This is a genomic window from Streptomyces sp. Wb2n-11 (assembly GCF_001049855.1).
GTDB lineage: Bacteria > Actinomycetota > Actinomycetes > Streptomycetales > Streptomycetaceae > Streptomyces > Streptomyces altiplanensis.
Map to the genome: position 1 here is coordinate 5,686,162 of NZ_CVPB01000001.1, position 26,083 is coordinate 5,712,244.

A 26,083-nucleotide genomic window follows, 5' to 3' on the forward strand; every position below is an offset into this window, starting at 1 on the left:
GAGTGGCTTACCGGACGCGTTTCCGTATCCGGTTCGTATCCGGAACCTGCATCCGGTTACGCTCAAGGCATGCATGCCTGGCCCGCTTCTGAGGTCCCCGCCCTGCCTGGCAAGGGCCGCGACCTCCAGATCCACGACACCGCGACCAGTGGGTTGATCACCCTCGACCCCGGTCCCGTCGCCCGTATCTATGTCTGCGGCATCACGCCGTACGACGCGACCCACATCGGTCACGCGGCGACCTACAACGCGTTCGACCTCGTACAGCGCGTGTGGCTCGACACCAAGCGGCAGGTTCATTACGTCCAGAACGTCACGGACGTAGACGATCCGCTGCTGGAGCGGGCGATCCGCGACGGACAGGACTGGACCGAACTCGCGGAGCGCGAAACAGCGCTGTTCCGCGAGGACATGACCGCCCTGCGGATGCTTCCGCCGCAGCACTACATCGGCGCCGTCGAAGCGATACCCGGCATCGTGCCGCTCATCGAGCGGCTGCGGGACGCGGGCGCGGCGTACGAGCTCGAAGGGGACGTGTACTTCTCCGTCGAGGCCGACCCGCACTTCGGCGAGGTCTCCGGGCTCGACGCCGACGCGATGCGGCTGCTGTCCGCCGAGCGCGGCGGCGACCCCGAGCGCTCCGGCAAGAAGAACCCGCTCGACCCGATGCTCTGGATGGCCGCCCGTGACGGCGAGCCGAGCTGGGACGGCGCCTCGCTGGGCCGCGGCAGGCCCGGTTGGCACATCGAGTGCGTGGCGATCGCCCTGGACCACCTGGGGATGGGCTTCGACGTGCAGGGCGGGGGGTCGGACCTCGCCTTCCCGCACCACGAGATGGGGGCGTCCCACGCCCAGGCGCTGACCGGCGAGTACCCGTTCGCCAAGACGTACGTCCACGCCGGGATGGTCGCCCTGGACGGCGAGAAGATGTCGAAGTCCAAGGGGAACCTGGTCTTCGTGTCGAAGCTGCGCCGCGACGGTGTGGACCCGGCCGCGATCCGCCTCACCCTGCTCGCCCACCACTACCGGGCCGACTGGGAGTGGACGGACCAGGTGCTCGAGGACGCCCTGGAGCGGCTCGGGCGCTGGCGCGCGGCCGTCTCCCGCCCCGACGGGCCGTCCGCCGACGCCGTGGTCGAGGAGATCCGCGAGGCCCTCTCCCACGACCTCGACGCCCCGGCCGCACTCGCCGCCGTGGACCGCTGGGCCGCACGTCAGGCGTCCGAGGGCGGTACGGACGAGGGTGCCCCCGGCGTCGTGTCGCGCGCCGTCGACGCGTTGCTGGGCGTGGCCCTGTAGTCGCTTTCCGGCCCTGCCGCCCCCGGCCCTCTCCCGGAGAGGACCGGGGGCGGTTGCGTCGTGGCCTCGGCTCTTTGCGCGTTTCTGCGCCGGACACGCTGCGCGCGGGGGTCACCATGCCTCGCGGCGGCGGCAGTTGGCGGCCGGAGAGCCGGGCGGGCTGCTCGCCGCTGCCCGGCTACTCCTCCGAGGAGTCTTCCGCGCCGTCCGCGCCGTCCGCGCCGTCCGCGCCGTCCGCGCCGTCCGGGCCTTCCGCGGTGCCGGGCTCCGCGCGCGGCGGCCTGGGGGGCCGCGTACGGCCGCCGGAGTTCTCCCGCAAGTACGTACCGCCGCCCTCGCCGCCGTCCGTGGCGTGCCCGGGGCCGGTACCGGGACCCGCGCCGGGACCGCCGTCGCGCCGCCGCAGGTACCGCTCGAATTCCCGGGCGATGGCCTCGCCCGACGCCTCGGGAAGCTCCGCGGTGTCCCGCGCCTCCTCCAGCGACTGCACGTACTCCGCGACCTCGCTGTCCTCCGCGGCCAGTTGGTCCACGCCGACCTGCCAGGCCCGTGCGTCCTCGGGCAGTTCGCCCAGCGGGATCCGCAGGTCGAGGAGGTCTTCGAGGCGGTTGAGGAGCGCCAGCGTGGCTTTCGGGTTCGGCGGCTGCGAGACGTAGTGCGGCACGGCGGCCCACAGGCTCACCGCCGGTACGCCCGCGTGCGTACACGCCTCCTGGAGGACTCCGACGATGCCCGTGGGGCCTTCGTACTTGGTCTCCTCCAGGTCCATGGTCCGCGCCAGGTCCGCGTCCGACGTCACGCCGCTGACCGGCACCGGCCGCGTGTGCGGGGTGTCGCCGAGCAGCGCGCCCAGGATCACGATCATCTCGACGCCCAGCTCGTGCGCGAAGCCGAGGATCTCGTTGCAGTACGAACGCCAGCGCATGGAGGGCTCGATGCCGCGCACCAACACCAGGTCACGGGGCTTGTCACCGCCGATCCGCACCACCGAGAGCCGGGTGGTGGGCCACGTGATCTTGCGGACCCCACCCTCCAGGAACACCGTGGGCCGGTTGACCTGGAAGTCGTAGTAGTCCTCGGCGTCGAGTGCCGCGAAGACCTCGCCCTTCCACTCCCGGTCCAGGTGCGCGACCGCGGTGGAGGCGGCGTCGCCGGCGTCGTTCCAGCCTTCGAACGCGGCCACCATGACCGGGTCGATCAGCTCGGGTACCCCCTCGAGCTCGATCACCCAGTGCCTCCTTCCGAAGTTCTCTTGTGCACGTATCAACCTTACGGCGTCCAGCAGGTCCGGCCGCAGCCCTTGTAAGGCCGGGCGGACCCGGTGGCGACTGCCGCACCCGCGGGAAGCGTGCCCTGCGCCCGTCGAATCATTCGAAATCGGCCGGGCGGAGGAGATCCGACGTACGGGAGGACGTACTAGAGAGTGGAGCGCAGCCACTGCTCGACGCTCGCGATGTGCGCCGTCGCCCACGCCCTGGCCGCCTCCGCGTCCCGGTCGCGCAGCGCCGCGAGGATGGCGCGGTGCTCGTGCAGGGTCCGGCTGATCGCGTCCTCCTGGGTCAGCCCGCGCCAGATCCGGGCCCGGGTCGTCGGGCCGGAGAGCCCGTCGAGCAGGGAGCACAGCACCGAGTTGCCGGAGCTCTGCACGATGCGGCGGTGGAATTCGAGGTCGCTCGCGACCAGCTCCTCGACCGATGGGGCCGGCCCCAGGCCGTCCAACTGGCTGCCCAGCTCGTCCAGTTCCGCCCCGGTGATCCGGGAACAGGCCATCGCGGTGGCGGCGGGCTCCAGAACGCGGCGTACGGCGAGGAATTCCAGCACGGTGTCGTCCCGGTGGAAGTCCACGACGAAACTCATCGCTTCGAGCAGCAGTTGCGGATCGAGACTCGTGACGTACGTGCCGTCGCCCTGCCGTACGTCGAGGATCCGGATCAGCGACAGCGCCCGCACCGCCTCGCGCAGCGAATTGCGCGACAGACCCAGCTCGGCGGCGAGCTCGCTCTCCTTGGGGAGACGGTCGCCGGGGCCCAGAGCCCCCGAGACGATCATTTCCTTGATCTTTACGATCGCCTCGTCGGTGACGGCCACGCTGGGGCTCCTAGTCGCTCAGACATCCGATGTCTGAGCCCATTATGTGGCCGTGGCCGTGGCCGTGGCGGACAAGATACGTGAGCGAGGGGTGGCCGTCCATGACGGCCGCCCCTCGCCGCCCACCGCGGAGGAGAGCGCGGTCAGGCCTTCTTGCCCAGCACGTCCTCGACCTTGGCGCGGACCTCGTCCGTGGCCAGGCCCCGGATCGTCAGCGTCGTACGGCGGCGCAGCACGTCGTCCGCCGTCTCGGCCCACTCGTGGTCGCGGGCGTACACGACCTGCGCCCAGATCTCCGGCGCGTCCGGGTGGATGCGCTCGGCCAGCGCCTTGTCCTCGTTGGCCAGGCGCGCGATGTCGAAGGCCAGCGAGCCGTAGTGCGTGGCCAGGTGGCGGGCGGTGTCGGCGGACATCCGGGGGCCCGGCGTACCGCCGTCGACGAGCAGCCGGTGGGCGACCGCGTTCGGGTTGGAGATGCCGGGCAGCGGCAGCTTCCTGGGCAGGCGCGAGACCGGCTCCATGTCCTCGCCCAGCGGGTGGCCGGGCAGGGCGGCGAGCTTGTTCATGACGGTGCGGCCTATGTGGCGGAACGTCGTCCACTTGCCGCCCGCGACCGACAGCATGCCGCCGCGGCCCTCGGTGACGACCGTCTCGCGCTTGGCCTTGGAGGTGTTGCCGGGACCGCCGGGCAGAACCCGCAGACCCGCGAAGGAGTACGTGATGAGGTCGCGGGAGAGCTGCTGGTCGCGGATCGAGAAGGCGGCCTCGTCCAGGATCTGGGCGATGTCCTTCTCGTTGACGGAGACGTCCCCGGGGTCGCCCTCGTACTCCTCGTCGGTCGTGCCGAGCAGGAGCTGGTCCTCCCACGGCAGCGCGAAGGTGATGCGGTACTTGTCGATCGGAGTGGCCAGAGCCGCCCGCCAGGGGGCAGTGCGCTTGAGGACCAGGTGCGCGCCCTTGGAGAGCCGGATGGAGGGGGCCGCGTCCGGGTTCTCCAGCTTGCGCAGGTGGTCGACCCACGGGCCGGTGGCGTTGAGCACCAGGCGGGCGTTGACGCCGAACTCCGAACCGTCCAGCCGGTCCTTGAGCTCGGCGCCCGTGACGCGGCCCCGGGTGAAGCGCAGGCCGGTGACCTCGGCGTGGTTGAGGACGGTCGCGCCCGACTGGGCGGCGGCGCGGACCGTCATCAGCGCCATGCGCGAGTCGTTCATCTGGTCGTCGCCGTACACGGCGACGGCCCTGAGGTTGTCCGTACGGAGTTCCGGAACGTCACGCGCAGCCCTCGACGGGCTGATGACGTGGCCGACCCCGTCCCCGAAGGCGGACAGCGCCGAGTAGGCGAAGACGCCCGCGCCGAGCTTGGCCGCGCCGTGCGGACCGCCCTTGTAGACGGGGAGGTAGAAGGTCAGCGGATTGGCCAGGTGCGGCGCCACGTCGCGCGAGACGGCCCGGCGCTCGAAGTGGTTCTCCGCGACCAGCCTGACCGCGCCCGTCTGGAGGTAGCGCAGTCCGCCGTGGAGCAGCTTGGAGGAGGCGGAGGAGGTGGCACCGGCGAAGTCGCCGGCGTCCACCAGGGCCACCCGCAGCCCGGACTGCGCGGCGTGCCAGGCGGTGGAGATGCCCAGGATGCCGCCGCCGATCACCAGGAGGTCGTACGCCGCCTTGGAAAGCTGGTCCCGGGTCTCGGCTCGGCTCGCCGTCGAACCGTCGGCCGGGTGCGTCCCGAGGGCCGGAACGCTCTGCAGGATGGTCATGGTGGGTAACTCCTCGTCAGCTCTCGTCGTCGAGCCAGCCCATGGACCGCTCCACGGCCTTGAGCCAGTTCTTGTACTCGCGGTCCCGCGTGGCCGCGTCCATGCGGGGGGTCCACTCGGCGGCCCGGCGCCAGTTGGCGCGCAGCTCGTCGGTGCTGGACCAGAAACCGACGGCCAGGCCGGCGGCGTAGGCGGCGCCGAGGCAGGTGGTCTCGGCGACCATCGGGCGCACGACCGGTGCGTCCAGGAAGTCGGAGAGCGTCTGCATCAGCAGGTTGTTGGAGGTCATGCCGCCGTCGACCTTGAGGGCGGTCAGCTCGACGCCGGAGTCCTTGGTCATGGCGTCGCTGATCTCGCGGGTCTGCCAGGCGGTGGCCTCCAGGACGGCACGGGCGATGTGCGCCTTGGTGACGTACCGGGTGAGGCCGGCGATCACACCGCGGGCGTCGGGGCGCCAGTACGGGGCGAACAGGCCGGAGAAGGCCGGCACGAAGTACGCGCCGCCGTTGTCCTCGACCGAGGAGGCCAGCGTCTCGATCTCGGCGGCCGACTTGATCAGGCCCATCTGGTCGCGCATCCACTGGACGAGCGCGCCGGTGACGGCGATCGAGCCTTCGAGGGCGTAGACGGGCTTCTGCTCGCCGATCTGGTAACCGACGGTCGTCAGCAGGCCGTTGTAGGAGTTGACGGGCTTGTCACCGGTGTTCAGCAGCATGAAGGTGCCGGTGCCGTACGTCGACTTGGCCTCGCCCTCGGAGAAGCACGTCTGGCCGAACAGCGCCGCCTGCTGGTCACCGAGCGCGGAGGCGACGGGCACGCCCGCCAGCGGCCCCGCCTTGGCGACGCCGTACACCTCGGCGGAGGAACGGATCTCCGGCAGCACGGCGGCCGGGATCTCCATCGACTGGAGGATCTTCTCGTCCCACCGCATCTCGTGCAGGTTCATGAGCAGGGTGCGCGAGGCGTTCGTGACGTCGGTGACGTGTACGCCGCCGTCGGTGCCGCCCGTCAGGTTCCAGATGACCCAGGAGTCCATGGTGCCGAAGAGGATGTCGCCGGCCTCGGCACGCTCGCGCAGGCCCTCGACGTTGTCGAGCAGCCAGCGCACCTTGGGGCCCGCGAAGTACGACGCGAGGGGCAGGCCGGTCTGGCGGCGGAAGCGGTCCTGGCCGACGTTGCGGCCGAGCTCCTTGCAGAGCGCGTCGGTGCGGGTGTCCTGCCACACGATGGCGTTGTGGACGGGCTCACCGGTGTTCTTGTCCCACAGCAGCGTGGTCTCGCGCTGGTTGGTGATGCCGATCGCCTTGACGTCGGCGGGCGTGATGCCCGCCTTCTCGATGGCGCCGGCGACGACCTCCTGGACGTTGGTCCAGATCTCGGCCGCGTCGTGCTCGACCCAGCCCGGCTTCGGGAAGATCTGCTCGTGCTCCTTCTGGTCGACCGAGACGATCCGGCCGTCCTTGTCGAAGACGATGCAGCGGCTGGACGTGGTGCCCTGGTCGATGGCCGCGATGAAGGGGCCGGTGGTGTGTGCGTCGGTCACGGTGTGCTCCATGAGGTCTGTACGGCTCGGTACGGGCTCTGTCCGGCAGGGGGCTCAGGCGAAGGCGATCCGGTAGATGCCGCCGGCGACGGCGCCGCCGATCAGCGGACCCACGACCGGGACCCACGCGTAGCCCCAGTCCGACCCGCCCTTGTTGGGCAGCGGGAGCAGAGCGTGCACGATCCGGGGGCCGAGGTCACGCACCGGGTTGATCGCATAACCGGTCGGGCCGCCGAGCGAGAGGCCGATTCCGACCACGAGGAGGGCGGTGACCAGCGCGCCCAGCGTGCCGAGGCCGTCGCCCTCGTTGTTGAGGCCCTGCGTGAGGATCGCCAGGACCAGTACGACGGTCGCGATGACCTCGGTCATGACGTTCTGTACGGCGTTGCGGATCTCGGGGCCCGTGGAGAAGATCCCGAGCACGGGGCCGGCCTTGGGCGCGGTCTTCTGGTCGACCAGGCCCTCCTGCGCGGGCTGCGCCGCGATGACCTCGGGGTCGGTGAGGTGGGCGCGGAACTGGCCGTAGTACGTCAGCCAGACGAGCACCGCGCCGATCATGGCGCCGAACAGCTGGGAGGCGAAGTAGAGCGGTACGTCGCTCCACTCGGTCCCGCCCTCGATCGCGAGGCCGACGGTGACCGCGGGGTTGAGGTGCGCGCCGGAGACGCCGCCGGCCAGGTAGGCGCCGGTCAGCACGGCGAAACCCCACCCGAAGGTGATAGCGAGCCAGCCCGCGTTCCGGGCCTTCGAGCGCTTCAGCGTGACGGCGGCGCAGACGCCGCCACCCAGCAGGATGAGCACGGCGGTACCGATGGTCTCGCCGATGAAGATGTCGGAGCTGGACACCCGCGACTCCTTTGTCCTTCGTCCAGGGGAAAGGCGAACTCCGGGTCCCTCCGGTGGTTCGCGCCCTCATCGAGGGCCTAGCCGGTCCCATGGCGTTGCCACACCCTAACGCGTATTGCCGGTAGGTGTTCGACAATGCCGACCGATGAACGGCAGTTTTGTCCCCGGCATCACACACGTCAAGGGTTCTGAGGCCGGTATCGCGATCGTTACCGGCGTGACAGGTGGAGGCGGTACGCGCCTCAGAAGCGCCCGGCGCCCAGATCCCGGGACACCGCGCGCGCGCAGTCCCGTACGGCGGCCACGAGGTCGGCGCGGAGCTCTCCGCCCGCGCAGATCCGTTCGACGGCGCCGGTGACGCCGACCGCGCCGACGGGCATCCGCCGCCGGTCGTGGATGGGGGCGGCGATCGAGGCCACCCCGTCCCAGGTCTCCTCCACGTCGGCGGCCCAGCCGCGCGCCCGGGTCAGGTCGAGCACCGCCTCGAAACCCTCCGGATCCGTGATCGTGCGCGGGGTGAAGGCCTCGCGCTCGTTCTCGAGGGCCTCGTTGTGGGCCACCGGGTCGTACGCCGAGAGGACCTTGCCCAGGGCGGCGGAGTGCAGCGGCTGCATCGCGCCCACCTCCAGCACCTGCCGGCTGTCGTCCGGGCGGAAGACGTGGTGGACGATCAGTACGCCCTTGTGGTGCAGGACGCCGAGGTAGACGCTCTCTCCGCTGGAGCGGGCCAGGTCGTCGGTCCACACCAGCGCGCGGGCGCGCAGCTCGTGCACGTCCAGATAGGTGCTGCCGAGGCGCAGCAGTTCGGCGCCCAGCTGGTAACGGCCGGAGGCGGGGTCCTGCTCGACGAAACCCTCCGTCTGGAGGGTGCGCAGGATGCCGTGCGCCGTACCCTTGGCGAGGCCGAGGGACGAGGCCACCTCGGTCAGTCCGAGCCTGCGCTCGCCACCGGCGAGCAGGCGCAGCATCGCCGCCGCCCGCTCGAGCGACTGGATGTTCTTCGCCACGATCGGGCACCTCCACCTCGGTTCGACAATGCTGAACACTATCGGCTCATGTCGACCTGACGTCACCGTCGGCGGCTGCCCCGGTGGCCGGGAGCCATCAGAACACGGCGTCCGTCCGCCCCGTGGGACACCTTCACACCGCGGGCGGGGGCACGGTTAGGCTGGCCGCGTGCCCCTTCCGCCGGGAAGGGGCAAAGCCGACAGCCGTCGCACCCCAGGGAGCAGACCCATGGCCTCGTTGCCGACCCCCACGCCTGCCAGTCACAGCAGCCGCGCAGACGCCCTCCGCGAAGCGCTCGCCAGCCGAGTCGTCGTCGCCGACGGAGCGATGGGCACCATGCTCCAGGCGCAGGACCCCAGCCTCGAGGACTTCGAGAACCTCGAAGGCTGCAACGAGATCCTCAACATCACCCGCCCGGACATCGTGCGCTCCGTGCACGAGGAGTACTTCGCGGTCGGCGTGGACTGCGTCGAGACCAACACCTTCGGCGCGAACCACTCGGCGGCGAACGAGTACGAGATCGCCGACCGGATCTTCGAGCTGTCCGAGTCGGGTGCGCGCATCGCGCGTGAGGTCGCCGACGAGTTCGCTGCCAAGGACGGCCGCCAGCGCTGGGTGCTGGGGTCGATCGGCCCCGGCACCAAGCTGCCCTCGCTCGGCCACATCGCGTACGACGTGCTGCGGGACGGCTACCAGCAGAACGCCGAAGGGCTGCTCGCCGGCGGTGCGGACGCCCTGATCGTGGAGACCACCCAGGACCTGCTCCAGACCAAGTCGAGCCTGATCGGCGCGCGCCGCGCGATGGACGCCCTGGGCACCGAGGTGCCGCTGATCTGTTCGCTCGCCTTCGAGACGACCGGCGTCATGCTGCTCGGCTCGGAGATCGGCGCCGCGCTGACGGCCCTGGAGCCGCTGGGCGTCGACCTGATCGGCCTGAACTGCTCGACGGGTCCGGACGAGATGAGCGAGCACCTGCGCTATCTGGCCCGCCACTCGCGTACGCCGCTGATGTGCATGCCCAACGCGGGCCTTCCCGTGCTCACCAAGGACGGTGCGCACTTCCCGCTCGGCCCCGACGGCCTGGCCGATGCGCAGGAGACGTTCGTACGCGACTACGGGCTGTCCCTGATCGGTGGCTGCTGCGGTACGACGCCGGAGCACCTGCGTGCCGTCGTCGAGCGGGCCCGCGGTCTTGCCCCGGCGCCGCGCGAGCCGCGCCCCGAGCCGGGAGCGGCCTCCCTCTACCAGTCGGTTCCCTTCCGTCAGGACACCGCCTACCTGGCGATCGGCGAGCGCACGAACGCCAACGGGTCGAAGAAGTTCCGCGAGGCGATGCTGGAGGCCCGCTGGGACGACTGTGTGGAGATGGCGCGCGATCAGATCCGTGAGGGCGCGCACATGCTCGACCTGTGTGTCGACTACGTGGGCCGGGACGGCGTGGCCGACATGGCGGAGCTGGCCGGCCGGTTCGCCACCGCCTCCACCCTGCCCATCGTGCTGGACTCCACCGAACTGCCCGTCATCCGGGCGGGTCTGGAGAAGCTCGGCGGACGGGCGGTCATCAACTCGGTCAACTACGAGGACGGCGACGGACCGGAGTCGCGTTTCGCCCAGGTGACCGCGCTCGCCAAGGAGCACGGCGCCGCGCTGATCGCGCTGACCATCGACGAGGAGGGCCAGGCCCGCTCGGTCGAGCACAAGGTCGCCGTGGCCGAGCGGCTGATCGCCGATCTGACCGGGAACTGGGGCATCGAGGAGTCGGACATCCTCATCGACTGCCTCACCTTCACCATCTGCACCGGGCAGGAGGAGTCCCGCAAGGACGGCATCGCCACGATCGAGGCGATCCGTGAGCTCAAGCGCCGCCACCCGGACGTCCAGACCACCCTGGGCCTGTCGAACATCTCCTTCGGCCTGAACCCGGCCGCCCGCGTGGTGCTGAACTCCGTCTTCCTCGACGAGTGCGTCAAGGCCGGACTGGACTCGGCGATCGTGCACGCGAGCAAGATCCTGCCCATCGCCCGTCTGGAGGAGGAGCAGGTCAAGGTCGCCCTCGACCTGATCTACGACCGCCGCGCCGAGGGCTACGACCCGCTCCAGAAGCTGATGGCCCTCTTCGAGGGCGTCAACATGAAGTCGATGAAGGCAGGCCGTGCCGAGGAGCTGATGGCCCTGCCGCTCGACGAGCGGCTGCAGCGCCGCATCATCGACGGGGAGAAGAACGGCCTGGAGGCCGACCTCGACGAGGCCCTTCAGTCCCGTCCGGCCCTGGACATCGTCAACGACACGCTGCTGGAGGGCATGAAGGTCGTCGGTGAGCTGTTCGGCTCCGGGCAGATGCAGCTGCCGTTCGTACTCCAGTCGGCCGAGGTGATGAAGACCGCGGTGGCGCATCTGGAGCCGCACATGGAGAAGACCGACGACGAGGGCAAGGGCACGATCGTGCTGGCCACCGTCCGCGGGGACGTGCACGACATCGGCAAGAACCTCGTCGACATCATCCTGTCCAACAACGGCTACACGGTCGTCAACCTCGGCATCAAGCAGCCGGTCTCCGCGATCCTGGAGGCCGCGGAGGAGCACAGGGCCGACGTCATCGGCATGTCGGGCCTGCTGGTGAAGTCCACGGTGATCATGAAGGAGAACCTCCAGGAGCTCAACCAGCGCAAGATGGCCGCGGACTTCCCGGTCATCCTCGGCGGCGCCGCCCTGACCCGGGCCTACGTCGAGCAGGACCTGCACGAGATCTACGAGGGCGAGGTCCGCTACGCCCGCGACGCCTTCGAGGGGCTGCGCCTGATGGACGCCCTGATCGGTGTCAAGCGCGGTGTCCCCGGCGCCAAACTCCCCGAACTCAAGCAGCGCCGCGTGGCCAGGCGGGACACCCCCCTCCTCGAGGTCCAGGAGCCCGAGGGCCCGCCCCGCTCCGACGTCTCCACCACCAACCCGGTCCCCGAGCCGCCGTTCTGGGGCACCCGCGTGGTCAAGGGCATCGGCCTCAAGGAGTACGCCTCCTGGCTGGACGAGGGCGCGCTGTTCAAGGGCCAGTGGGGCCTCAAGCAGGCCAGGGCCGGCGACGGACCGACGTACGAAGAGCTCGTCGAGACCGAGGGACGTCCCCGGCTGCGCGGCTGGCTGGAGCAGCTCCACACCAAGAACATGCTGGAAGCCGCCGTCGTCTACGGCTATTTCCCCTGCGTGTCCAAGGGCGACGACCTGATCCTCCTGGGCGAGGACGGCAGCGAGCGCACCCGCTTCTCCTTCCCGCGCCAGCGCCGCGGCCGCCGCCTGTGCCTGGCCGACTTCTTCCGCCCCGAGGAGTCCGGCGAGACGGACGTGATCGGCCTCCAGGTCGTCACCGTCGGATCGAAGATCGGCGAGGCCACGGCCGAGCTGTTCGAATCGAACTCCTACCGCGACTACCTCGAACTCCACGGCCTCTCCGTCCAGCTGGCCGAGGCGCTCGCCGAGTACTGGCACGCCCGGGTCCGTTCCGAGCTGGGCTTCGCGGCCGAGGACCCGGCCGATGTCGAGGACATGTTCGCCCTCAAGTACCGCGGCGCGCGCTTCTCGCTCGGCTACGGCGCCTGCCCGGACCTGGAGGACCGAGCGAAGATCGCCGACCTGCTCCAGCCCGAGCGGATCGGGGTGCACCTCTCCGAGGAGTTCCAGCTCCATCCGGAGCAGTCCACCGACGCGATCGTCATCCACCACCCCGAGGCGAAGTACTTCAACGCGCGCTAGCGAGCCCGACGGGTCGTACACTGGTCGGTCCAGTGCAGGCCGGTCGCCTTCCCCCTGGGGAGGCGGCCGGCCTTCTCGTCCCTCCAGGAGGTGTGCCCGGATGACCAGTACCGTCCCCGCGCCCAGTACCCGTACGGCCGAAGGCTCCGCTCTGCAGGCCGTTTTCCTCGACATGGACGGCACCCTGGTGGACACCGAGGGGTTCTGGTGGGACGTCGAGGCGGAGGTCTTCGCCGACCTCGGGCATGTGCTGGACGAGGCGTGGCGCGACGTGGTGGTCGGCGGGCCCATGACACGCAGTGCCGGCTACCTCATCGAGGTGACCGGCGCGGACATCACCCTGCCCGAGCTCACCGTGCTGCTCAACGACCGCTTCGAGAAGCGCATCGGGCGCGGCGTGCCGCTGATGCCGGGCGCGGCGCGGCTGCTCGCCGAACTGGCGGCGCACGAGGTGCCCACCGCCCTGGTCTCCGCCTCGCACCGGCGCATCATCGACCGGGTGCTGGAGACGCTCGGCCCGGAGAAGTTCACGCTCACGGTCGCGGGCGACGAGGTGGCCCGTACGAAGCCGCACCCCGACCCGTACCTGCACGCGGCGGCCCGGCTCGGCGCCGACCCCCTGAGATGCGCGGTCGTCGAGGACACGGCGACCGGGGTGGCGGCCGCCGAGGCGGCAGGCTGCCGGGTGGTGGCCGTGCCGTCCGTCGCGCCGATCGCGCCCGCGCGCGGCCGGGTCGTCGTGGGATCGCTCGAAGAAGTCGATCTCGCCTTTCTCCGGACGTTGATCACGCGAATGAACTGACCCGTGCACCGAGCGTACTTCCGCTAATGGCTGGAAACTCTCGGCATTGGGCCGTGCATTTTCCGTGACGCGCGGAACGGGAAATGCGCAGTCGATCAAATGGCTCGGACGGGTGACGTTTGTCACCACCCGGGCTGTCGCGGTGGCCATCCGGGGGCGCCAAAGTGCCTCCGGGGGGCCGTATTTGACGCCCTTGTGTCCGCATTGGTGAGGTGGTGTACGAATCATTCCCACCCTGCGGTGCCGGCGCTCCGGGTTTCATGATCACCGGCCGATAACGGGTCGGCATGCCTCCGGTCCAGGATTCCCGACGTTTCCCACTAATCTCAACGCGAGAACTTCGCCGCATCATCACGTGCCTCAGCGCCCAACCAGTTGCTGGGACCACGTACCCGATCGCTCTGATCCCGGCCCGATCGCTCCGCCCCGACCGGGCGGCCGCGGCGGAGTGTCCAGTACACCGCTGAAACTCAGTGCCGGATGAGGGAGAACGTCCAGGATGAACCGCAAGACTTTGGTGCTGCCGGCCATGGTTGGCCTGCTCGCGCCCGTGCTCGCCGCGTGCGGCGGCTCGGACGGCGGCGGCAGGGGCGGTGAGGCCATAGTCGTGGGCACCACGGACCAGTTCGTTGCCACGAAGGAGGCCCCCGCGCCCTTCGACCCTGCGTTCGCCTACGACGCGGGTGCCTGGAACGTCCTCCGGCAGACCCTCCAGACGCTGATGCACGTCCCGCGCGGCGGCGGCGAGCCGGTGCCGGACGCGGCCTCCAAGTGCGGTTTCACGGACACCCAGAACGAGAGCTACCGCTGCACCCTGCGCGGCGGGCTGAAGTTCTCCGACGGCGACGCGATCACCGCCGAGGACGTCAAGTTCTCGATCGAGCGCGTGCTGAGGATCAACGACGACAACGGTCCGGTCGCACTGCTGTCGAACATCGACACGATCGAGACCAACGGCGACAACGGAATCGTCTTCCACCTGAAGACGCCGGACGCCACGTTCCCGTACAAGCTCGCGACGCCCGCCGCGGCCATCGTCGACCCCGACGCGTACAAGGCGGACAAGCTCCGGGCCGGAGTCGACGCCGACGGCTCGGGCCCGTACACGCTGAAGACCGAGACCGAGGGCGGCCGGGTCGTCAAGGCGGTCTTCAGCCGGAACCCCGAGTACAAGGGCGACCTGAACCTCCAGAACGACAAGGTCGAACTGCGGTCCTTCAAGGACACCGCGTCCATGGAGAAGGCGCTCAGGGACGGCGACATCAGCATGATGACGCGCACCCTGCAGCCCGGTCAGATCAAGGACCTGCTGGAGAACCCGCCCGAGGGCATCGACCTCGTCGAGATGCCCGGCCTGGAGATCCGCTACCTCGGCTTCGACATCGAGGACTCCACCGTGAAGAGCAAGGCGGTGCGCCAGGCCCTGGCCTCCGTCGTCGACCGCGGACAGCTCGCGAGCACGGTCTACCCGGCCACGGCCGAGCCGCTCTACTCGCTCATTCCGAACACCATCCCCGGGCACCAGAACGCGTTCTTCAACAAGTACGGCGAGCCGAACGCGCGCAAGGCGGCCGGAATCCTGAGCGCGGCGGGCATCAGCACGCCGGTGAAGCTGACGCTGAACTACACGACCGACCACTACGGCTCGGCGACGAAGAAGGAGTTCGAGGTGCTCCGGGAGCAGCTCAACGCCACGAAGCTCTTCGACGTCAGCATCAAGGGCACCGAGTGGTCGAAGTTCCGCGACAACCAGAAGCGCGGCGAGTACGCCGTCTACGGCATGGGCTGGTTCCCCGACTTCCCGGACGCCGACAACTACGTCGCGCCGTTCCTGGGCAAGGACAACTTCCTCAACACCCCGTACGCGAACAGCGAGATCAGGAACAGGCTCATCCCCGAGTCGCGCCGTGCCGCCGACCGGAGCACGGCCGCGGAGACGTTCGAGCGGATCCAGGAGATCGTCGCCAACGACGTGCCGGTGCTGCCGCTGTGGCAGGGCAAGCAGTACGTCGCCGCGCGCGACGACATCACCGGCGTCGAATGGGCCATCAACTCCTCGGCGGACCTGCAGCTGTGGGAGTTGGGCCGCGGCGTCTCCTGACGCCGGCAGTACCCGGCAGTACCCGGCCGCGAAGACCGCGTCGCCGGTGGTTAATTCATCGAATCTGTGAGGCAAGGATCCGTGAAAAGGCGTAACCAGTGGCTGACGGCCCCGCTCGCGGCGGGACTCGCGGCGGGTCTGCTCAGCGGTTGTGGCACCGAGGAGGGCGGCTCGGGGGGCACGGGTGACGCGGTGGTCGTGGGCATGTCGGACGAGGTGCTGGCCACCGATCCGGCGTCGGGCTACGACCCGGGCTCCTGGCTGCTGTTCAACAACGTCTTCCAGTCGCTGCTGGCCTTCCCGAAGGGCAGCTCGGTGCCGGAGCCCGAGGCCGCGGAGGAGTGCGGCTTCGACGACGGCGCCAGCAAGGTCTTCCGCTGCACGCTGCGCGACGGCCTGAAGTTCAGCAATGGCAACAGCCTGACCTCCAAGGACGTCAAGTACTCCTTCGAGCGCTCGCTGAAGATCAACGACAAGGCCGGCCCGGCGGCGGTCATGCTCTCCTCCATCGACACGATCGAGACGCCGGACGACCGGAGCGTCGTCTTCCGCCTCAAGGTCCCGGACGCCACCTTCCCGAGCAAGATCGCCTCGGGCGCCGGCTCCATCGTCGACCACCGCGAGTACGCCTCCGACAAGCTCCGCACCGACCAGCAGGCGGTCGGCTCGGGGCCGTACAAGCTGGAATCCTTCGACCAGGGCGAAGCGGTCTTCTCCGTCAACGGCGAGTACAAGGGCACCGCCGAGGTGAAGAACTCCGGCGTCACCGTGAAGTTCTTCCACGGCGACCAGAAGGCGCTGGCCGAGTCCCTCAAGGCACGCGACGTGGACATCGCCTACCGCGGCCTCACGATCGGCGACATCACCGAGCTGGAGAACGCGACGGACGGCGGCACCGACGGTGTCGAGGTCGTCGAGGGCTCCAGCGCCGAGGTCCAGCACCTGGTCTTCAACATGAAGGACCCGGTCGCCGGCAAGCCCGGCGTCCGCAAGGCCATGGCGTACCTCATCGACCGCGACGCCCTGGTGCGGGACATCTACCAGTCCACCGCGACCCCGCTGTACTCGATCGTCCCGGCCGGTATCGGCGCCCACAACACGGCGTTCTTCGACACCTACGGGGGCAGCCCGCAGCCCGGCAAGGCCGAGGCGGCCCTGCGCGACGCGGGCATCACCGGCAAGGTGAAGCTGACCCTCTGGGCCACGCCCAGCCGCTACGGACCCGCCACGGTCCAGGAGTTCGAGGCGATAGCCAAGCAGCTCAACAAGAGCGGCCTCTTCGAGGCCAAGGTCGAGTCCGTCGAGATCGAGCAGTACGAGAAGGACATCGCGGCCGGCAAGTACGGTGTGTACGTGAAGGGCTGGGTCCCCGACTACCCGGACCCGGACAACTTCACCCAGCCGTTCTTCGGCAAGGACAACGTCCTCGGCAACAACTACGAGAACAGCCAGATCACCGGCCGGATCATCCCGGACACCGCCGCCTCGGCCGACCGCACCAAGGTCGACAAGGACTTCGGCAAGCTCCAGGACATCGTCGCCGACGAGCTGCCGGTCATTCCGCTGTGGCAGGGCAAGCAGTACGCCGTCGCCCACGACGACATCTCGGGCCTGGAGTGGACCCTGGACGCGTCGACCGTCTTCCGTTTCTGGGAGATCAGCAAGGGCTGAGGGCTGAGGGCGGGGTCCGGCCGGCGACGACCGGACCCCCGCCGGGCCGGGTCCGGCGTCGCTACTGGGCGCCGGGCCTGACCAGGCCGCTCTCGTACGCGTACACCGCGGCCTGCACGCGGTCGCGCAGCCCGAGCTTCGTCAGCACATGCCCCACATGCGTCTTCACCGTCGTCTCGCTCACGAAGAGGTCGGCGGCGATCTCCGCGTTGGAAAGCCCCCGGGCCACCAGCTTCAGCACCTCGACCTCGCGCTCGGTCAGCGTGTGCAGCGTGTCCGGAACCTGCTCCTCGCCGGACGGCAGGTGGTCCGCGTACTTGTCGAGCAGCCGGCGCGTGATGCTCGGCGCCAGCATCGCCTCGCCCGCCGCGACCACCCGGATCGCCTGCACGAGTTCGGTGGCGGGCGCGTCCTTCAGCAGGAAGCCGCTGGCCCCGGCGCGCAGCGCCTCCACGACGTACTCGTCGAGGTCGAACGTGGTCAGCACGAGCACCTTCGCCGGACCGTCCTTGCCGGGACCGGTGATCTGGCGGGTCGCCTCCACGCCGTCCATCCGCGGCATCCGGATGTCCATCAGGACCACGTCGGGCTGCATCGCCCGGACCTGGTCGATCGCCTGCAGACCGTCTCCGGCCTCACCGACGACCGCGAGATCCTGCTCGGCCTCCAGAATCATCCGGAAGCCGGTGCGCAGCAGCGGCTGGTCGTCGACCAGTAGGACGCGGATAGCCACGGAGTCTCCTTCGCTAGACCGGGCCCATTCTGCCCTGGTCCTCCCGGGGCGGATCGGTCGGGCGCACCGTGAGGGCGACGGGCAGCGGGTACGCCGGGGGAGTGCCGCCGAATTCCGGACAGACCGCACGGTGGTCGCACCATCCGCAGAGCTTGGTCGGGCGCGGCCGCCAGTCACCCGTCTCGGTGGCTTCCTTGATCGCGTCCCACAGCGCGAGCAGTTTGCGCTCCACCCGCTCCAGGTCCGCCACGACCGGGTCGTACGTCAGCACGTCACCGCTGCCGAGGTACACCAGCTGCAGCCGGCGCGGAACGACGCCCTTCCACCGCCAGATCACCAGGGCGTAGAACTTCATCTGGAACAGCGCGCCCTCGGCGTACTCCGGCCGCGGCGCCTTGCCCGTCTTGTAGTCCACGATCCGCACGTCGCCGGACGGAGTCACGTCCACCCGGTCGATGATGCCGCGCAGCCGCAGGCCCGACTCCAGCTCCGTCTCGACGAAGAGCTCCCGCTCGGCGGGCTCGAGACGGGTGGGGTCCTCCAGCGTGAACCACCGCTCGACCAGCTTCTCGGCCTCCGCCAGCCAGCGCGACAGCCGCTCGCCCTCCGGGTCCTCGGCGAACAACTCCATGAGCTGGGGCTTCGACTCCAGGAGTCGCTCCCACTGGCCGGGCACCATCGCCCTGGCCCGCCCCGCCGTGCGCTCCGTCGCCGGATCGTCGAAGAGGCGCTCCAGCACCGCGTGGACCAGCGTGCCCCGGGTCGCCGCCTCGCTCGGCTTCTCGGGCAGCTTGTCGATCACCCGGAACCGGTAGAGCAGCGGACACTGCATGAAGTCGCTCGCCCGTGAGGGGGACAGCGACGTGGGGCGCTGGGCAGTGTCGTCCCGACCGGAACTCGTAGTCATGTCCAAGACCCTACGACCCGCCACTGACAGCTGTCCGCATACCATCGACGGCAGACCCTCTCGCGCTGCCCGGCCGGCGGACCGCCCGGTGCAGCGGCGAGTGAAGCCTGCGAACGAAGGGCCCCTGTGAACGAGAGCGGCGAGCGCGACAAGCGCGGCGGGAGCGACGGGCACGGCGACAAGCCGCAGCGCCCGCGCGAGCCGGGCGGCGGCCTCCTCATGGGCCGCCCGTTCGGTGTGCCGGTCTACGTCGCCCCCAGCTGGTTCCTCGTCGCGGCGCTCATCACCTGGGTCTTCGGCGGCCAGCTCGACCGCGTACTCCCGGAGCTGGGCAACATCCGCTACCTGGTCTCGCTCTTCTTCGCCGTCGCCTTCTACGCCTCCGTACTGGTCCACGAACTGGCCCACACCGTGGCGGCGCTGCGCTTCAAGCTGCCGGTGCGCCGCATCCAGCTCCAGTTCTTCGGCGGCGTGTCCGAGATCGAGAAGGAGTCGGAGACCCCGGGGCGCGAGTTCGTCCTCGCCTTCGTCGGCCCGCTGCTCTCGCTCGTACTGAGCGGCGTCTTCTACGCGGGCATGCGGGCCGTGGAGCCCGGCACCGTGCCCGGCGTCCTGCTGGCCGGCCTGATGATCTCCAACCTCATCGTGGCCGCCTTCAACCTCCTGCCCGGCCTGCCGCTGGACGGCGGCCGGATGCTCCGCGCCGTCGTCTGGAAGATCACCGGCAAGCCGATGAGCGGCACGATCGCCGCGGCCTGGGTCGGCAGGGCGCTCGCCGTCGCCGTCCTCATCGGCCTCCCGCTGCTCACCCACACCGGCGCCCTCGGCAACTCCACCGAGGACATCGGCGGCATGGAGACCGTCACCGACGCCCTGCTCGCCGCCATCCTCGCCGCGATCATCTGGACCGGCGCCGGCAACAGCCTCCGCATGGCCCGGCTGCGCGAGCACCTCCCCGGACTGCACGCCCGTACGCTCACCCGGCGCGCCGTCCCCGTCGAGCCGGAGACCCCGCTCTCCGAGGCCCTGCGGCGCGCCAACGCGGCGGGCGCCCGCGCCCTGGTCGTCGTCGACGGGCAGGGGGAACCCACCGGCGTCGTCCGCGAGGCGGCCATCGTCGCCGTACCGGAACACCGCAGGCCCTGGGTGGCGGTGAGCGGCCTCGCGCAGGACCTCACCGAGGACATGAAGATCGCGGCCGAGCTGGCGGGCGAGGCCCTGCTGGAGCACCTGCGGGCCGCCCCGGCCACGGAGTACCTGGTGCTCGAGGAGACGGGCGAGATCTACGGCGTCCTGTCCACCGCCGACGTGGAGCGCGCCTTCGTGTCGGCCATGGCCCGCCCGCAGTAGACGGCTTCGGTCCCTCCGTCGCCGTACCGCGGCGAAGTCGGCCCCGAAAAGACCGGTAGGCTGGTCACATGTCCGAACCGACCGGTGCCGCCCGCCGTCGCGGCCCCTTCCAGGTCGGGGACCAGGTCCAGCTCACCGACCCCAAGGGACGCCACTACACGTTCACGCTCGAGGCCGGGAAGAATTTCCACACCCACAAGGGTTCCTTCCCCCACGACGAGCTGATCGGTGCTCCCGAGGGCAGTGTTGTCCGTACCACGGGAAACGTCGCCTACCTCGCGCTGCGCCCCCTGCTCCCCGACTATGTCCTGTCCATGCCCCGCGGTGCCGCCGTGGTCTACCCCAAGGACGCGGGGCAGATCCTGGCCTTCGCCGACATCTTCGCCGGCGCCCGCGTCGTCGAGGCGGGGGTCGGCTCCGGCTCGCTGAGCAGCTTCCTGCTGCGCGCCATCGGCGACCAGGGCATGCTGCACTCCTACGAGCGCCGCGAGGACTTCGCCGAGATCGCCACGCAGAACGTGGAGCGCTACTTCGGCGGCCCGCACCCCGCCTGGCAGCTCACCGTCGGCGACCTTCAGGACAACCTGAACGACACCGACGTCGACCGCGTGATCCTCGACATGCTCGCCCCGTGGGAGTGCCTGGACGTCGTCCGCAAGGCGCTCGTCCCCGGCGGCATCCTCTGCTGCTACGTGGCCACCACCACGCAGCTCGCGCGCACCGTCGAGTCCATCCGCGAGATCGGCTGCTTCGCGGAGCCGACCGCATGGGAGTCGATGATCCGCAACTGGCACGTCGAGGGCCTGGCCGTCCGCCCCGACCACCGGATGATCGGCCACACCGGCTTCCTGCTCACCGCCCGCCGCCTCGCGGACGGCGTGGAGCCCCCGCTGCGCCGCCGCCGCCCCGCCAAGGGCGCGTACGGCGAGGACTACACGGGTCCCGGAAGCGAGAGCGGGTCCGCCTCCCGAGGCTGACCCGGCAACGAGCAGGCGCCGCCGTCGAGTTCCCCGACCGACCGGGGAACTCGACGGCGGCGCTTTTCCGTTCCCGGCACGGACCCCGGCGTTCCGCCGGGCTGTGACGTGTGGCACGATGCTCGCCACCCCACCGGCACAGCCCCAGGAGACACCCCGCGTGCAGACCTCCGCCGCCCTGGACCTCGCGCACACCCGCCCCCGCCCGGTGCACTGGCTCGCCACCGCCGCCGCCATGGCCGCGGTCGTGGCCGGGGCCGCCCTGTTCCAGCCGGAAGCCGCTACCGCCACGCAGTCCGCCCCCGGTACCGGACCTGCCGCGCCCGCCGCCAGGACCACCGCCGCGCCCGACGCGTCGAGCGCGGTGTACCCGCTGGAGTGCCGCGGCGGGAAGCCCGCCGTGGTCGAGAAGGGCTCCGGCGACCTCGACGGCGACGGCCGGCCCGAGACCGTGGCGGTCGTACGCTGCGCGTCGGGAATCGGCACCCCGCCCAGTGGCGTCTTCGTGCTCACCGGCCCTTCACGCGTCGTGGCGACCCTGGTGGACCCGGCGGACGGGATGGGCGTCAGCGATTTCGCCGTACGGGCCGGCGCCGTCTCGGCGACCCTGCTCGGCTACTCGTCGCCGGACGTGGCCCGCTGCTGCCCGGACGTGACGGAGAAGGTCAAGTGGCAGTGGCGGGGCGGAAAATTCGCCCGGACCGCCCTGCCGGACGCGCGCGGTATGTGATCCGTCACTCCGCGTCAGGGCCGTAGACCTCGACCCTGTCCGAAACCCGACGTACGTGAATGCAGTCGCCCGGGCACTCCTTCGCGGAGTCGACGACGTCCCGGAGAAGCGGCAGCGGTACGGGCGTTGTGGCCCCCGGGCTCTGCAGCAGTTCGTCGTCGGAGCTCTTCACGTACGCCAGGCCGTCGATGTCGAGCTCGAAGACCTCGGGGGCGTACTGCACGCAGATGCCGTCGCCGGTGCAGAGGTCCTGGTCGATCCACACCTCGAGCGGGTCGCCCGTCTGCGCACCGTCGGCGGTGGGAGCCTTCTCCTGCACGGTCATATCTCCTGCCGTTTCCTGCGCGGTTGTAGCAATTGAAGCCAGCCCTGACGGGTGTTGAACGCTTCGACGATACAACCGCCCGCTTTCCGATGTTGATGGGTGGGTATTCCCCTGGTGTGAGGGAGTACGCAAGGGTGAAGATCGGACACACCCCGCAGTCTTTGTGATCTAGGGGTTTCAACCCGCACCCGCCCAGGTAGGGTCAGGAAGCGTCCAGCTCCCCTTGGAGGAGGTGAGGACCGTGGCAGCCCACGACGACGACATCAACCGCGGCATCCGGCCGGGGCGAGGGTCTGAGGACCCCGCCGGCCAGGTTGCCTATCTCGAGCAGGAAATCGCCGTCCTGCGCCGCAAGCTCGCCGACTCTCCGCGTCATACGAGGATTCTCGAAGAGCGGATCGTCGAGCTGCAGACCAACTTGGCAGGCGTGTCCGCGCAGAACGAGCGGCTCGCCAATACGCTCCGTGAGGCCCGCGACCAGATCGTGGCCCTCAAGGAGGAAGTCGACCGGCTCGCGCAGCCGCCGGCCGGCTTCGGTGTCTTCCTCATGGCGAACGAGGACGGCACGGCCGACATCTTCACCGGTGGCCGCAAGCTACGGGTGAACGTCAGCCCCAGCGTGGAGCTCGAAGAGCTCAGGCGCGGCCAGGAAGTCATGCTCAACGAAGCGCTCAACGTGGTCGAGGCCATGGAATTCGAGCGCGCCGGGGAAATCGTCACCCTCAAGGAGATCCTCGAGGACGGCGAGCGCGCCCTGGTGCTCGGGCACACCGACGAGGAGCGGGTGGTGCGGCTCGCCGAGCCGCTGATGGACGTGACCATCCGCCCCGGCGACGCCTTGCTGCTGGAACCCAGGTCCGGCTACGTCTACGAGGTCATTCCCAAGAGCGAGGTCGAGGAGCTCGTCCTCGAAGAGGTCCCGGACGTCGACTACGACAAGATCGGCGGTCTGGGCAACCAGATCGAGCTGATCCGCGACGCGGTCGAGCTTCCGTACCTCTACCCCGACCTCTTCAAGGAGCACGAACTGCGGCCGCCGAAGGGCATCCTGCTCTACGGTCCGCCCGGCTGCGGCAAGACGCTGATCGCGAAAGCCGTCGCCAATTCCCTCGCCAAGAAGGTGGCCGAGGTGACCGGCCAGCCCGCGGGGAAGAGTTACTTCCTCAACATCAAGGGCCCCGAGCTCCTCAACAAGTACGTCGGTGAGACCGAGCGGCACATCCGCCTCGTCTTCCAGCGTGCCCGGGAGAAGGCGAGCGAGGGCACCCCCGTCATCGTCTTCTTCGACGAGATGGAATCGCTCTTCCGCACCCGTGGCTCGGGTGTCAGCTCGGACGTGGAGAACACCATCGTTCCGCAGCTGCTCGCCGAGATCGACGGCGTGGAGGGCCTGGAGAACGTCATCGTCATCGGCGCCTCCAACCGTGAAGACATGATCGACCCCGCGATCCTGCGGCCAGGCCGGCTCGACGTCAAGATCAAGATCGAGCGTCCGGACGCCGAAGCGGCGAAGGACATCTTCGCGAAGTACCTTCGGTCCACGCTGCCGCTGCACGCGGACGACCTGGCCGAGCACACCGGCTCCAAAGAAGCCGCGGTGCACGGCATGATCCAGTCGGTCGTCGAGCAGATGTACGCCGAGTCCGAGGAGAACCGATTCCTCGAGGTCACGTACGCGAACGGCGACAAGGAAGTCCTGTACTTCAAGGACTTCAACTCCGGCGCGATGATCCAGAACATTGTCGACCGGGCCAAGAAGATGGCCATCAAGGCATTCCTCGACCACAACCAGAAAGGTCTTCGGGTCTCCCACCTCCTCCAGGCTTGCGTGGACGAGTTCAAGGAGAACGAGGACCTGCCGAACACTACGAACCCGGACGACTGGGCCCGTATCTCCGGGAAGAAGGGCGAGCGGATTGTATTCATCCGCACGCTCGTCACCGGAAAGCAGGGCGCGGACACCGGACGCTCCATCGACACGGTGGCGAACACCGGTCAGTACCTGTAGACAGCGGACTGGCTGCGGGTGCCCGTACGGGTATCCGCAGCCGGTTGTTTTCTCCACCGCGGTCGCCGCCGCGACGGCCGTCACTTCGACGACACCAGAGCAATGACGGAATTGATCTCCCCACCAGCGCAGAGGCGTTCTAGGCTCTTCGGTACCGCCGAGTCGCGCAGTGCGGGATCGGGCACCGCGCACGCACCGGAGAACCAGCGGTACTTGAGTGCCGCCCCCGTCCGGGGGCGACGCCGGGCAAGGAGGGCCGCATGACCGTACGGCGAGTAATGGGCATCGAGACGGAGTACGGCATCTCCGTCCCCGGCCATCCCAACGCCAATGCCATGCTCACCTCGTCCCAGATCGTCAACGCCTACGCGGCGGCGATGCACCGGGCGCGGCGGGCCCGCTGGGATTTCGAGGAGGAGAACCCACTGCGGGACGCGCGAGGCTTCGACCTCGCGAGGGAAGCAGCCGACAACAGCCAGCTCACCGACGAGGACATCGGCCTGGCCAATGTCATCCTCACCAACGGCGCGCGGCTGTACGTGGACCACGCGCACCCCGAGTACAGCTCGCCGGAGATCACCAATCCGCTGGACGCGGTGCTCTGGGACAAGGCCGGCGAGCGGATCATGGCGGAGGCGGCGCTGCGCGCGGCCCAGCTGCCGGGCGCCCAGCCGATCCACCTCTACAAGAACAACACCGACAACAAGGGCGCGTCGTACGGCACGCACGAGAACTACCTGATGAAGCGGGAAACCCCCTTCTCGGACATCGTGCGCCACCTGACGCCGTTCTTCGTGTCCCGGCAGGTCGTCACCGGCGCCGGCCGCGTCGGCATCGGCCAGGACGGCCACGAGCACGGCTTCCAGATCAGTCAGCGTGCCGACTACTTCGAGGTCGAGGTCGGCCTGGAGACGACCCTCAAGCGCCCCATCATCAACACCCGCGACGAGCCGCACTCCGACGCCGAGAAATACCGCAGGCTGCACGTGATCATCGGCGACGCGAACCTTTCCGAGATCTCGACGTACCTGAAGCTGGGTACGACGGCCCTGGTGCTGTCGATGATCGAGGACGGCTTCATCAACGTGGACCTGGCCGTCGACCAGCCGGTGCGCACCCTGCACCAGGTCTCGCACGACCCGGCGCTCCAGCAGCTGATCACACTGCGCAGCGGCCGGACACTGACCGCTGTCCAGCTTCAGATGGAGTACTTCGAGCTGGCGCGCAAGTACGTCGAGGAGCGGTTCGGCGCCGACGCGGACGAGCAGACCAAGGACGTCCTGGGACGCTGGGAGGACGTGCTGAACCGGCTGGAGAACGACCCGATGAGCCTGTCGGGCGAGCTGGACTGGATCGCCAAGCGGGAACTCCTGGAGGGTTACCGCAAGCGTGACGGCCTGGACTGGGACGCTCCCAGGCTCCACCTGGTCGACCTCCAGTACGCCGACGTACGCCCCGAGAAGGGCCTGTACAACCGTCTGGCGACCCGCGGCAAGATGAAGCGGCTCCTGGACGAGGCCGCGGTGCAGCAGGCCCGCACGCAGCCTCCTGAGGACACGCGCGCGTACTTCCGCGGCCGCTGCCTGGAGCAGTACGCGGACGACGTCGCGGCGGCCTCCTGGGACTCGGTCATCTTCGACCTGCCGGGCCGGGACTCGCTCCAGCGGGTCCCCACACTGGAACCGTTGCGCGGTACACGCAACCATGTCAAGGAGCTCCTGGACCGCTGCCGCACGGCGGAGGAGCTGGTCCGGGTGCTCTCCGGGGGCTGAAAGGGGCGGCGGGTGGGAATCATCGAGGTGATCCCCACGCGTTGTGAAAGTACGGCGCGGATGTCAGACCCCGCTTGTAGGGTCTGATCAAGGACATCGAACCGAGCGAGCGGGGTGAGGCAGAGATGGCGACCAAGGACACCGACGGCGGACAGCAGAAGGCCACGCGTTCCACCGAGGGGACCGAGGAGACGGCGCAGGAAGCGCAGGGATCCGAGGACCTCAAGGAGCGGCAGGAGAAACTGTCCGACGACGTCGACTCCGTACTCGACGAAATCGACGACGTGCTCGAGGAGAACGCGGAGGACTTCGTGCGCTCCTTCGTTCAAAAGGGCGGGGAGTAGCGCCCATTGCCCTCGTCGTCCGCCCCGGCGCCGTGATCCAGATCCGGCACACCGGGGCGGGTGACCGGCGACCGCACGGGT

20 protein-coding genes are annotated in these 26,083 nt (G+C 69.6%); 11 read left to right on the forward strand and 9 right to left on the reverse strand.

The window, feature by feature from the left end:
* The first annotated feature begins 69 nt into the window (after positions 1-69).
* Positions 70-1,299, forward strand: a complete 1,230-nt coding sequence (gene mshC / locus BN1555_RS25920) for a cysteine--1-D-myo-inosityl 2-amino-2-deoxy-alpha-D-glucopyranoside ligase (protein WP_093801627.1) — start codon at positions 70-72, stop codon at positions 1,297-1,299.
* 178 nt (positions 1,300-1,477) lie between these two features.
* Here the strand turns inward: mshC and BN1555_RS25925 are convergent, their stop codons facing one another.
* The 6 genes from BN1555_RS25925 to BN1555_RS25950 all read right to left on the reverse strand — a co-directional run bounded on the left by BN1555_RS25925 (position 1,478) and on the right by BN1555_RS25950 (position 8,537).
* On the reverse strand, positions 1,478-2,527 hold the full coding sequence (locus BN1555_RS25925) for a PAC2 family protein (RefSeq protein ID WP_093801628.1): 1,050 nt from the start codon (positions 2,525-2,527) through the stop codon (positions 1,478-1,480).
* Between the two features lie 188 nt (positions 2,528-2,715).
* Positions 2,716-3,387 (reverse strand): FadR/GntR family transcriptional regulator, encoded by a 672-nt coding sequence (locus BN1555_RS25930; RefSeq protein WP_093801629.1) that lies wholly within the window; start codon positions 3,385-3,387, stop codon positions 2,716-2,718.
* Between the two features lie 143 nt (positions 3,388-3,530).
* Positions 3,531-5,141: a glycerol-3-phosphate dehydrogenase/oxidase gene (locus tag BN1555_RS25935; RefSeq protein WP_093801630.1), complete on the reverse strand. Its 1,611-nt coding sequence runs from the start codon at positions 5,139-5,141 to the stop codon at positions 3,531-3,533.
* A 16-nt stretch (positions 5,142-5,157) separates the two neighbouring features.
* Positions 5,158-6,684 (reverse strand): glycerol kinase GlpK, encoded by a 1,527-nt coding sequence (gene glpK, locus BN1555_RS25940; RefSeq protein ID WP_093803649.1) that lies wholly within the window; start codon positions 6,682-6,684, stop codon positions 5,158-5,160.
* A 54-nt stretch (positions 6,685-6,738) separates the two neighbouring features.
* The gene (locus BN1555_RS25945; protein ID WP_093801631.1) at positions 6,739-7,530 is read right to left on the reverse strand and encodes an MIP/aquaporin family protein; all 792 of its coding nucleotides are present in this window, start codon (positions 7,528-7,530) and stop codon (positions 6,739-6,741) included.
* Positions 7,531-7,772: 242 nt separating this feature from the next.
* On the reverse strand, positions 7,773-8,537 hold the full coding sequence (locus BN1555_RS25950) for an IclR family transcriptional regulator (protein WP_093801632.1): 765 nt from the start codon (positions 8,535-8,537) through the stop codon (positions 7,773-7,775).
* A 229-nt stretch (positions 8,538-8,766) separates the two neighbouring features.
* On the opposite strand from BN1555_RS25950, the gene metH reads away from it, so the two are divergent.
* The 4 genes from metH to BN1555_RS25970 all read left to right on the forward strand — a co-directional run bounded on the left by metH (position 8,767) and on the right by BN1555_RS25970 (position 16,856).
* A complete protein-coding gene (gene metH / locus BN1555_RS25955) occupies positions 8,767-12,282 on the forward strand; it encodes a methionine synthase (protein ID WP_093801633.1) in 3,516 nt (1,171 codons plus the stop codon).
* Between the two features lie 100 nt (positions 12,283-12,382).
* Positions 12,383-13,084 (forward strand): HAD family hydrolase, encoded by a 702-nt coding sequence (locus tag BN1555_RS25960; protein WP_093801634.1) that lies wholly within the window; start codon positions 12,383-12,385, stop codon positions 13,082-13,084.
* A gap of 499 nt (positions 13,085-13,583) precedes the next feature.
* On the forward strand, positions 13,584-15,185 hold the full coding sequence (locus BN1555_RS25965) for an ABC transporter substrate-binding protein (protein ID WP_093801635.1): 1,602 nt from the start codon (positions 13,584-13,586) through the stop codon (positions 15,183-15,185).
* 81 nt (positions 15,186-15,266) lie between these two features.
* On the forward strand, positions 15,267-16,856 hold the full coding sequence (locus tag BN1555_RS25970; RefSeq protein WP_093801636.1) for an ABC transporter substrate-binding protein: 1,590 nt from the start codon (positions 15,267-15,269) through the stop codon (positions 16,854-16,856).
* A gap of 61 nt (positions 16,857-16,917) precedes the next feature.
* Here the strand turns inward: BN1555_RS25970 and BN1555_RS25975 are convergent, their stop codons facing one another.
* Complete coding sequence (locus BN1555_RS25975; RefSeq protein WP_093801637.1) at positions 16,918-17,589, reverse strand: response regulator; 672 nt, start codon at positions 17,587-17,589, stop codon at positions 16,918-16,920.
* 13 nt (positions 17,590-17,602) lie between these two features.
* Positions 17,603-18,496: a RecB family exonuclease gene (locus BN1555_RS25980; RefSeq protein ID WP_255306161.1), complete on the reverse strand. Its 894-nt coding sequence runs from the start codon at positions 18,494-18,496 to the stop codon at positions 17,603-17,605.
* A 126-nt stretch (positions 18,497-18,622) separates the two neighbouring features.
* Here BN1555_RS25980 and BN1555_RS25985 point away from each other — a divergent pair, with 126 nt between their 5' ends.
* The 3 genes from BN1555_RS25985 (at position 18,623) to BN1555_RS25995 (ending at position 21,553) form a co-directional block, all read left to right on the forward strand.
* Entirely contained in the window at positions 18,623-19,846 is a 1,224-nt protein-coding gene (locus tag BN1555_RS25985; RefSeq protein WP_093801639.1) for a site-2 protease family protein, read from the forward strand.
* A gap of 68 nt (positions 19,847-19,914) precedes the next feature.
* A complete protein-coding gene (locus BN1555_RS25990; protein ID WP_093801640.1) occupies positions 19,915-20,823 on the forward strand; it encodes a tRNA (adenine-N1)-methyltransferase in 909 nt (302 codons plus the stop codon).
* A 160-nt stretch (positions 20,824-20,983) separates the two neighbouring features.
* On the forward strand, positions 20,984-21,553 hold the full coding sequence (locus BN1555_RS25995; protein WP_093801641.1) for a hypothetical protein: 570 nt from the start codon (positions 20,984-20,986) through the stop codon (positions 21,551-21,553).
* A 4-nt stretch (positions 21,554-21,557) separates the two neighbouring features.
* On the opposite strand, the gene BN1555_RS26000 is transcribed toward BN1555_RS25995, so the two are convergent.
* Positions 21,558-21,878: a ferredoxin gene (locus tag BN1555_RS26000; protein ID WP_093801642.1), complete on the reverse strand. Its 321-nt coding sequence runs from the start codon at positions 21,876-21,878 to the stop codon at positions 21,558-21,560.
* A gap of 241 nt (positions 21,879-22,119) precedes the next feature.
* Between BN1555_RS26000 and arc the strand changes: the two genes are divergently transcribed.
* The 3 genes from arc (at position 22,120) to BN1555_RS26020 (ending at position 26,002) form a co-directional block, all read left to right on the forward strand.
* Positions 22,120-23,886: a proteasome ATPase gene (gene arc / locus BN1555_RS26010; RefSeq protein ID WP_093801643.1), complete on the forward strand. Its 1,767-nt coding sequence runs from the start codon at positions 22,120-22,122 to the stop codon at positions 23,884-23,886.
* A gap of 260 nt (positions 23,887-24,146) precedes the next feature.
* On the forward strand, positions 24,147-25,658 hold the full coding sequence (gene dop, locus BN1555_RS26015; RefSeq protein WP_218058201.1) for a depupylase/deamidase Dop: 1,512 nt from the start codon (positions 24,147-24,149) through the stop codon (positions 25,656-25,658).
* 125 nt (positions 25,659-25,783) lie between these two features.
* Complete coding sequence (locus BN1555_RS26020; protein WP_093801645.1) at positions 25,784-26,002, forward strand: ubiquitin-like protein Pup; 219 nt, start codon at positions 25,784-25,786, stop codon at positions 26,000-26,002.
* Positions 26,003-26,083 lie beyond the last annotated feature (81 nt).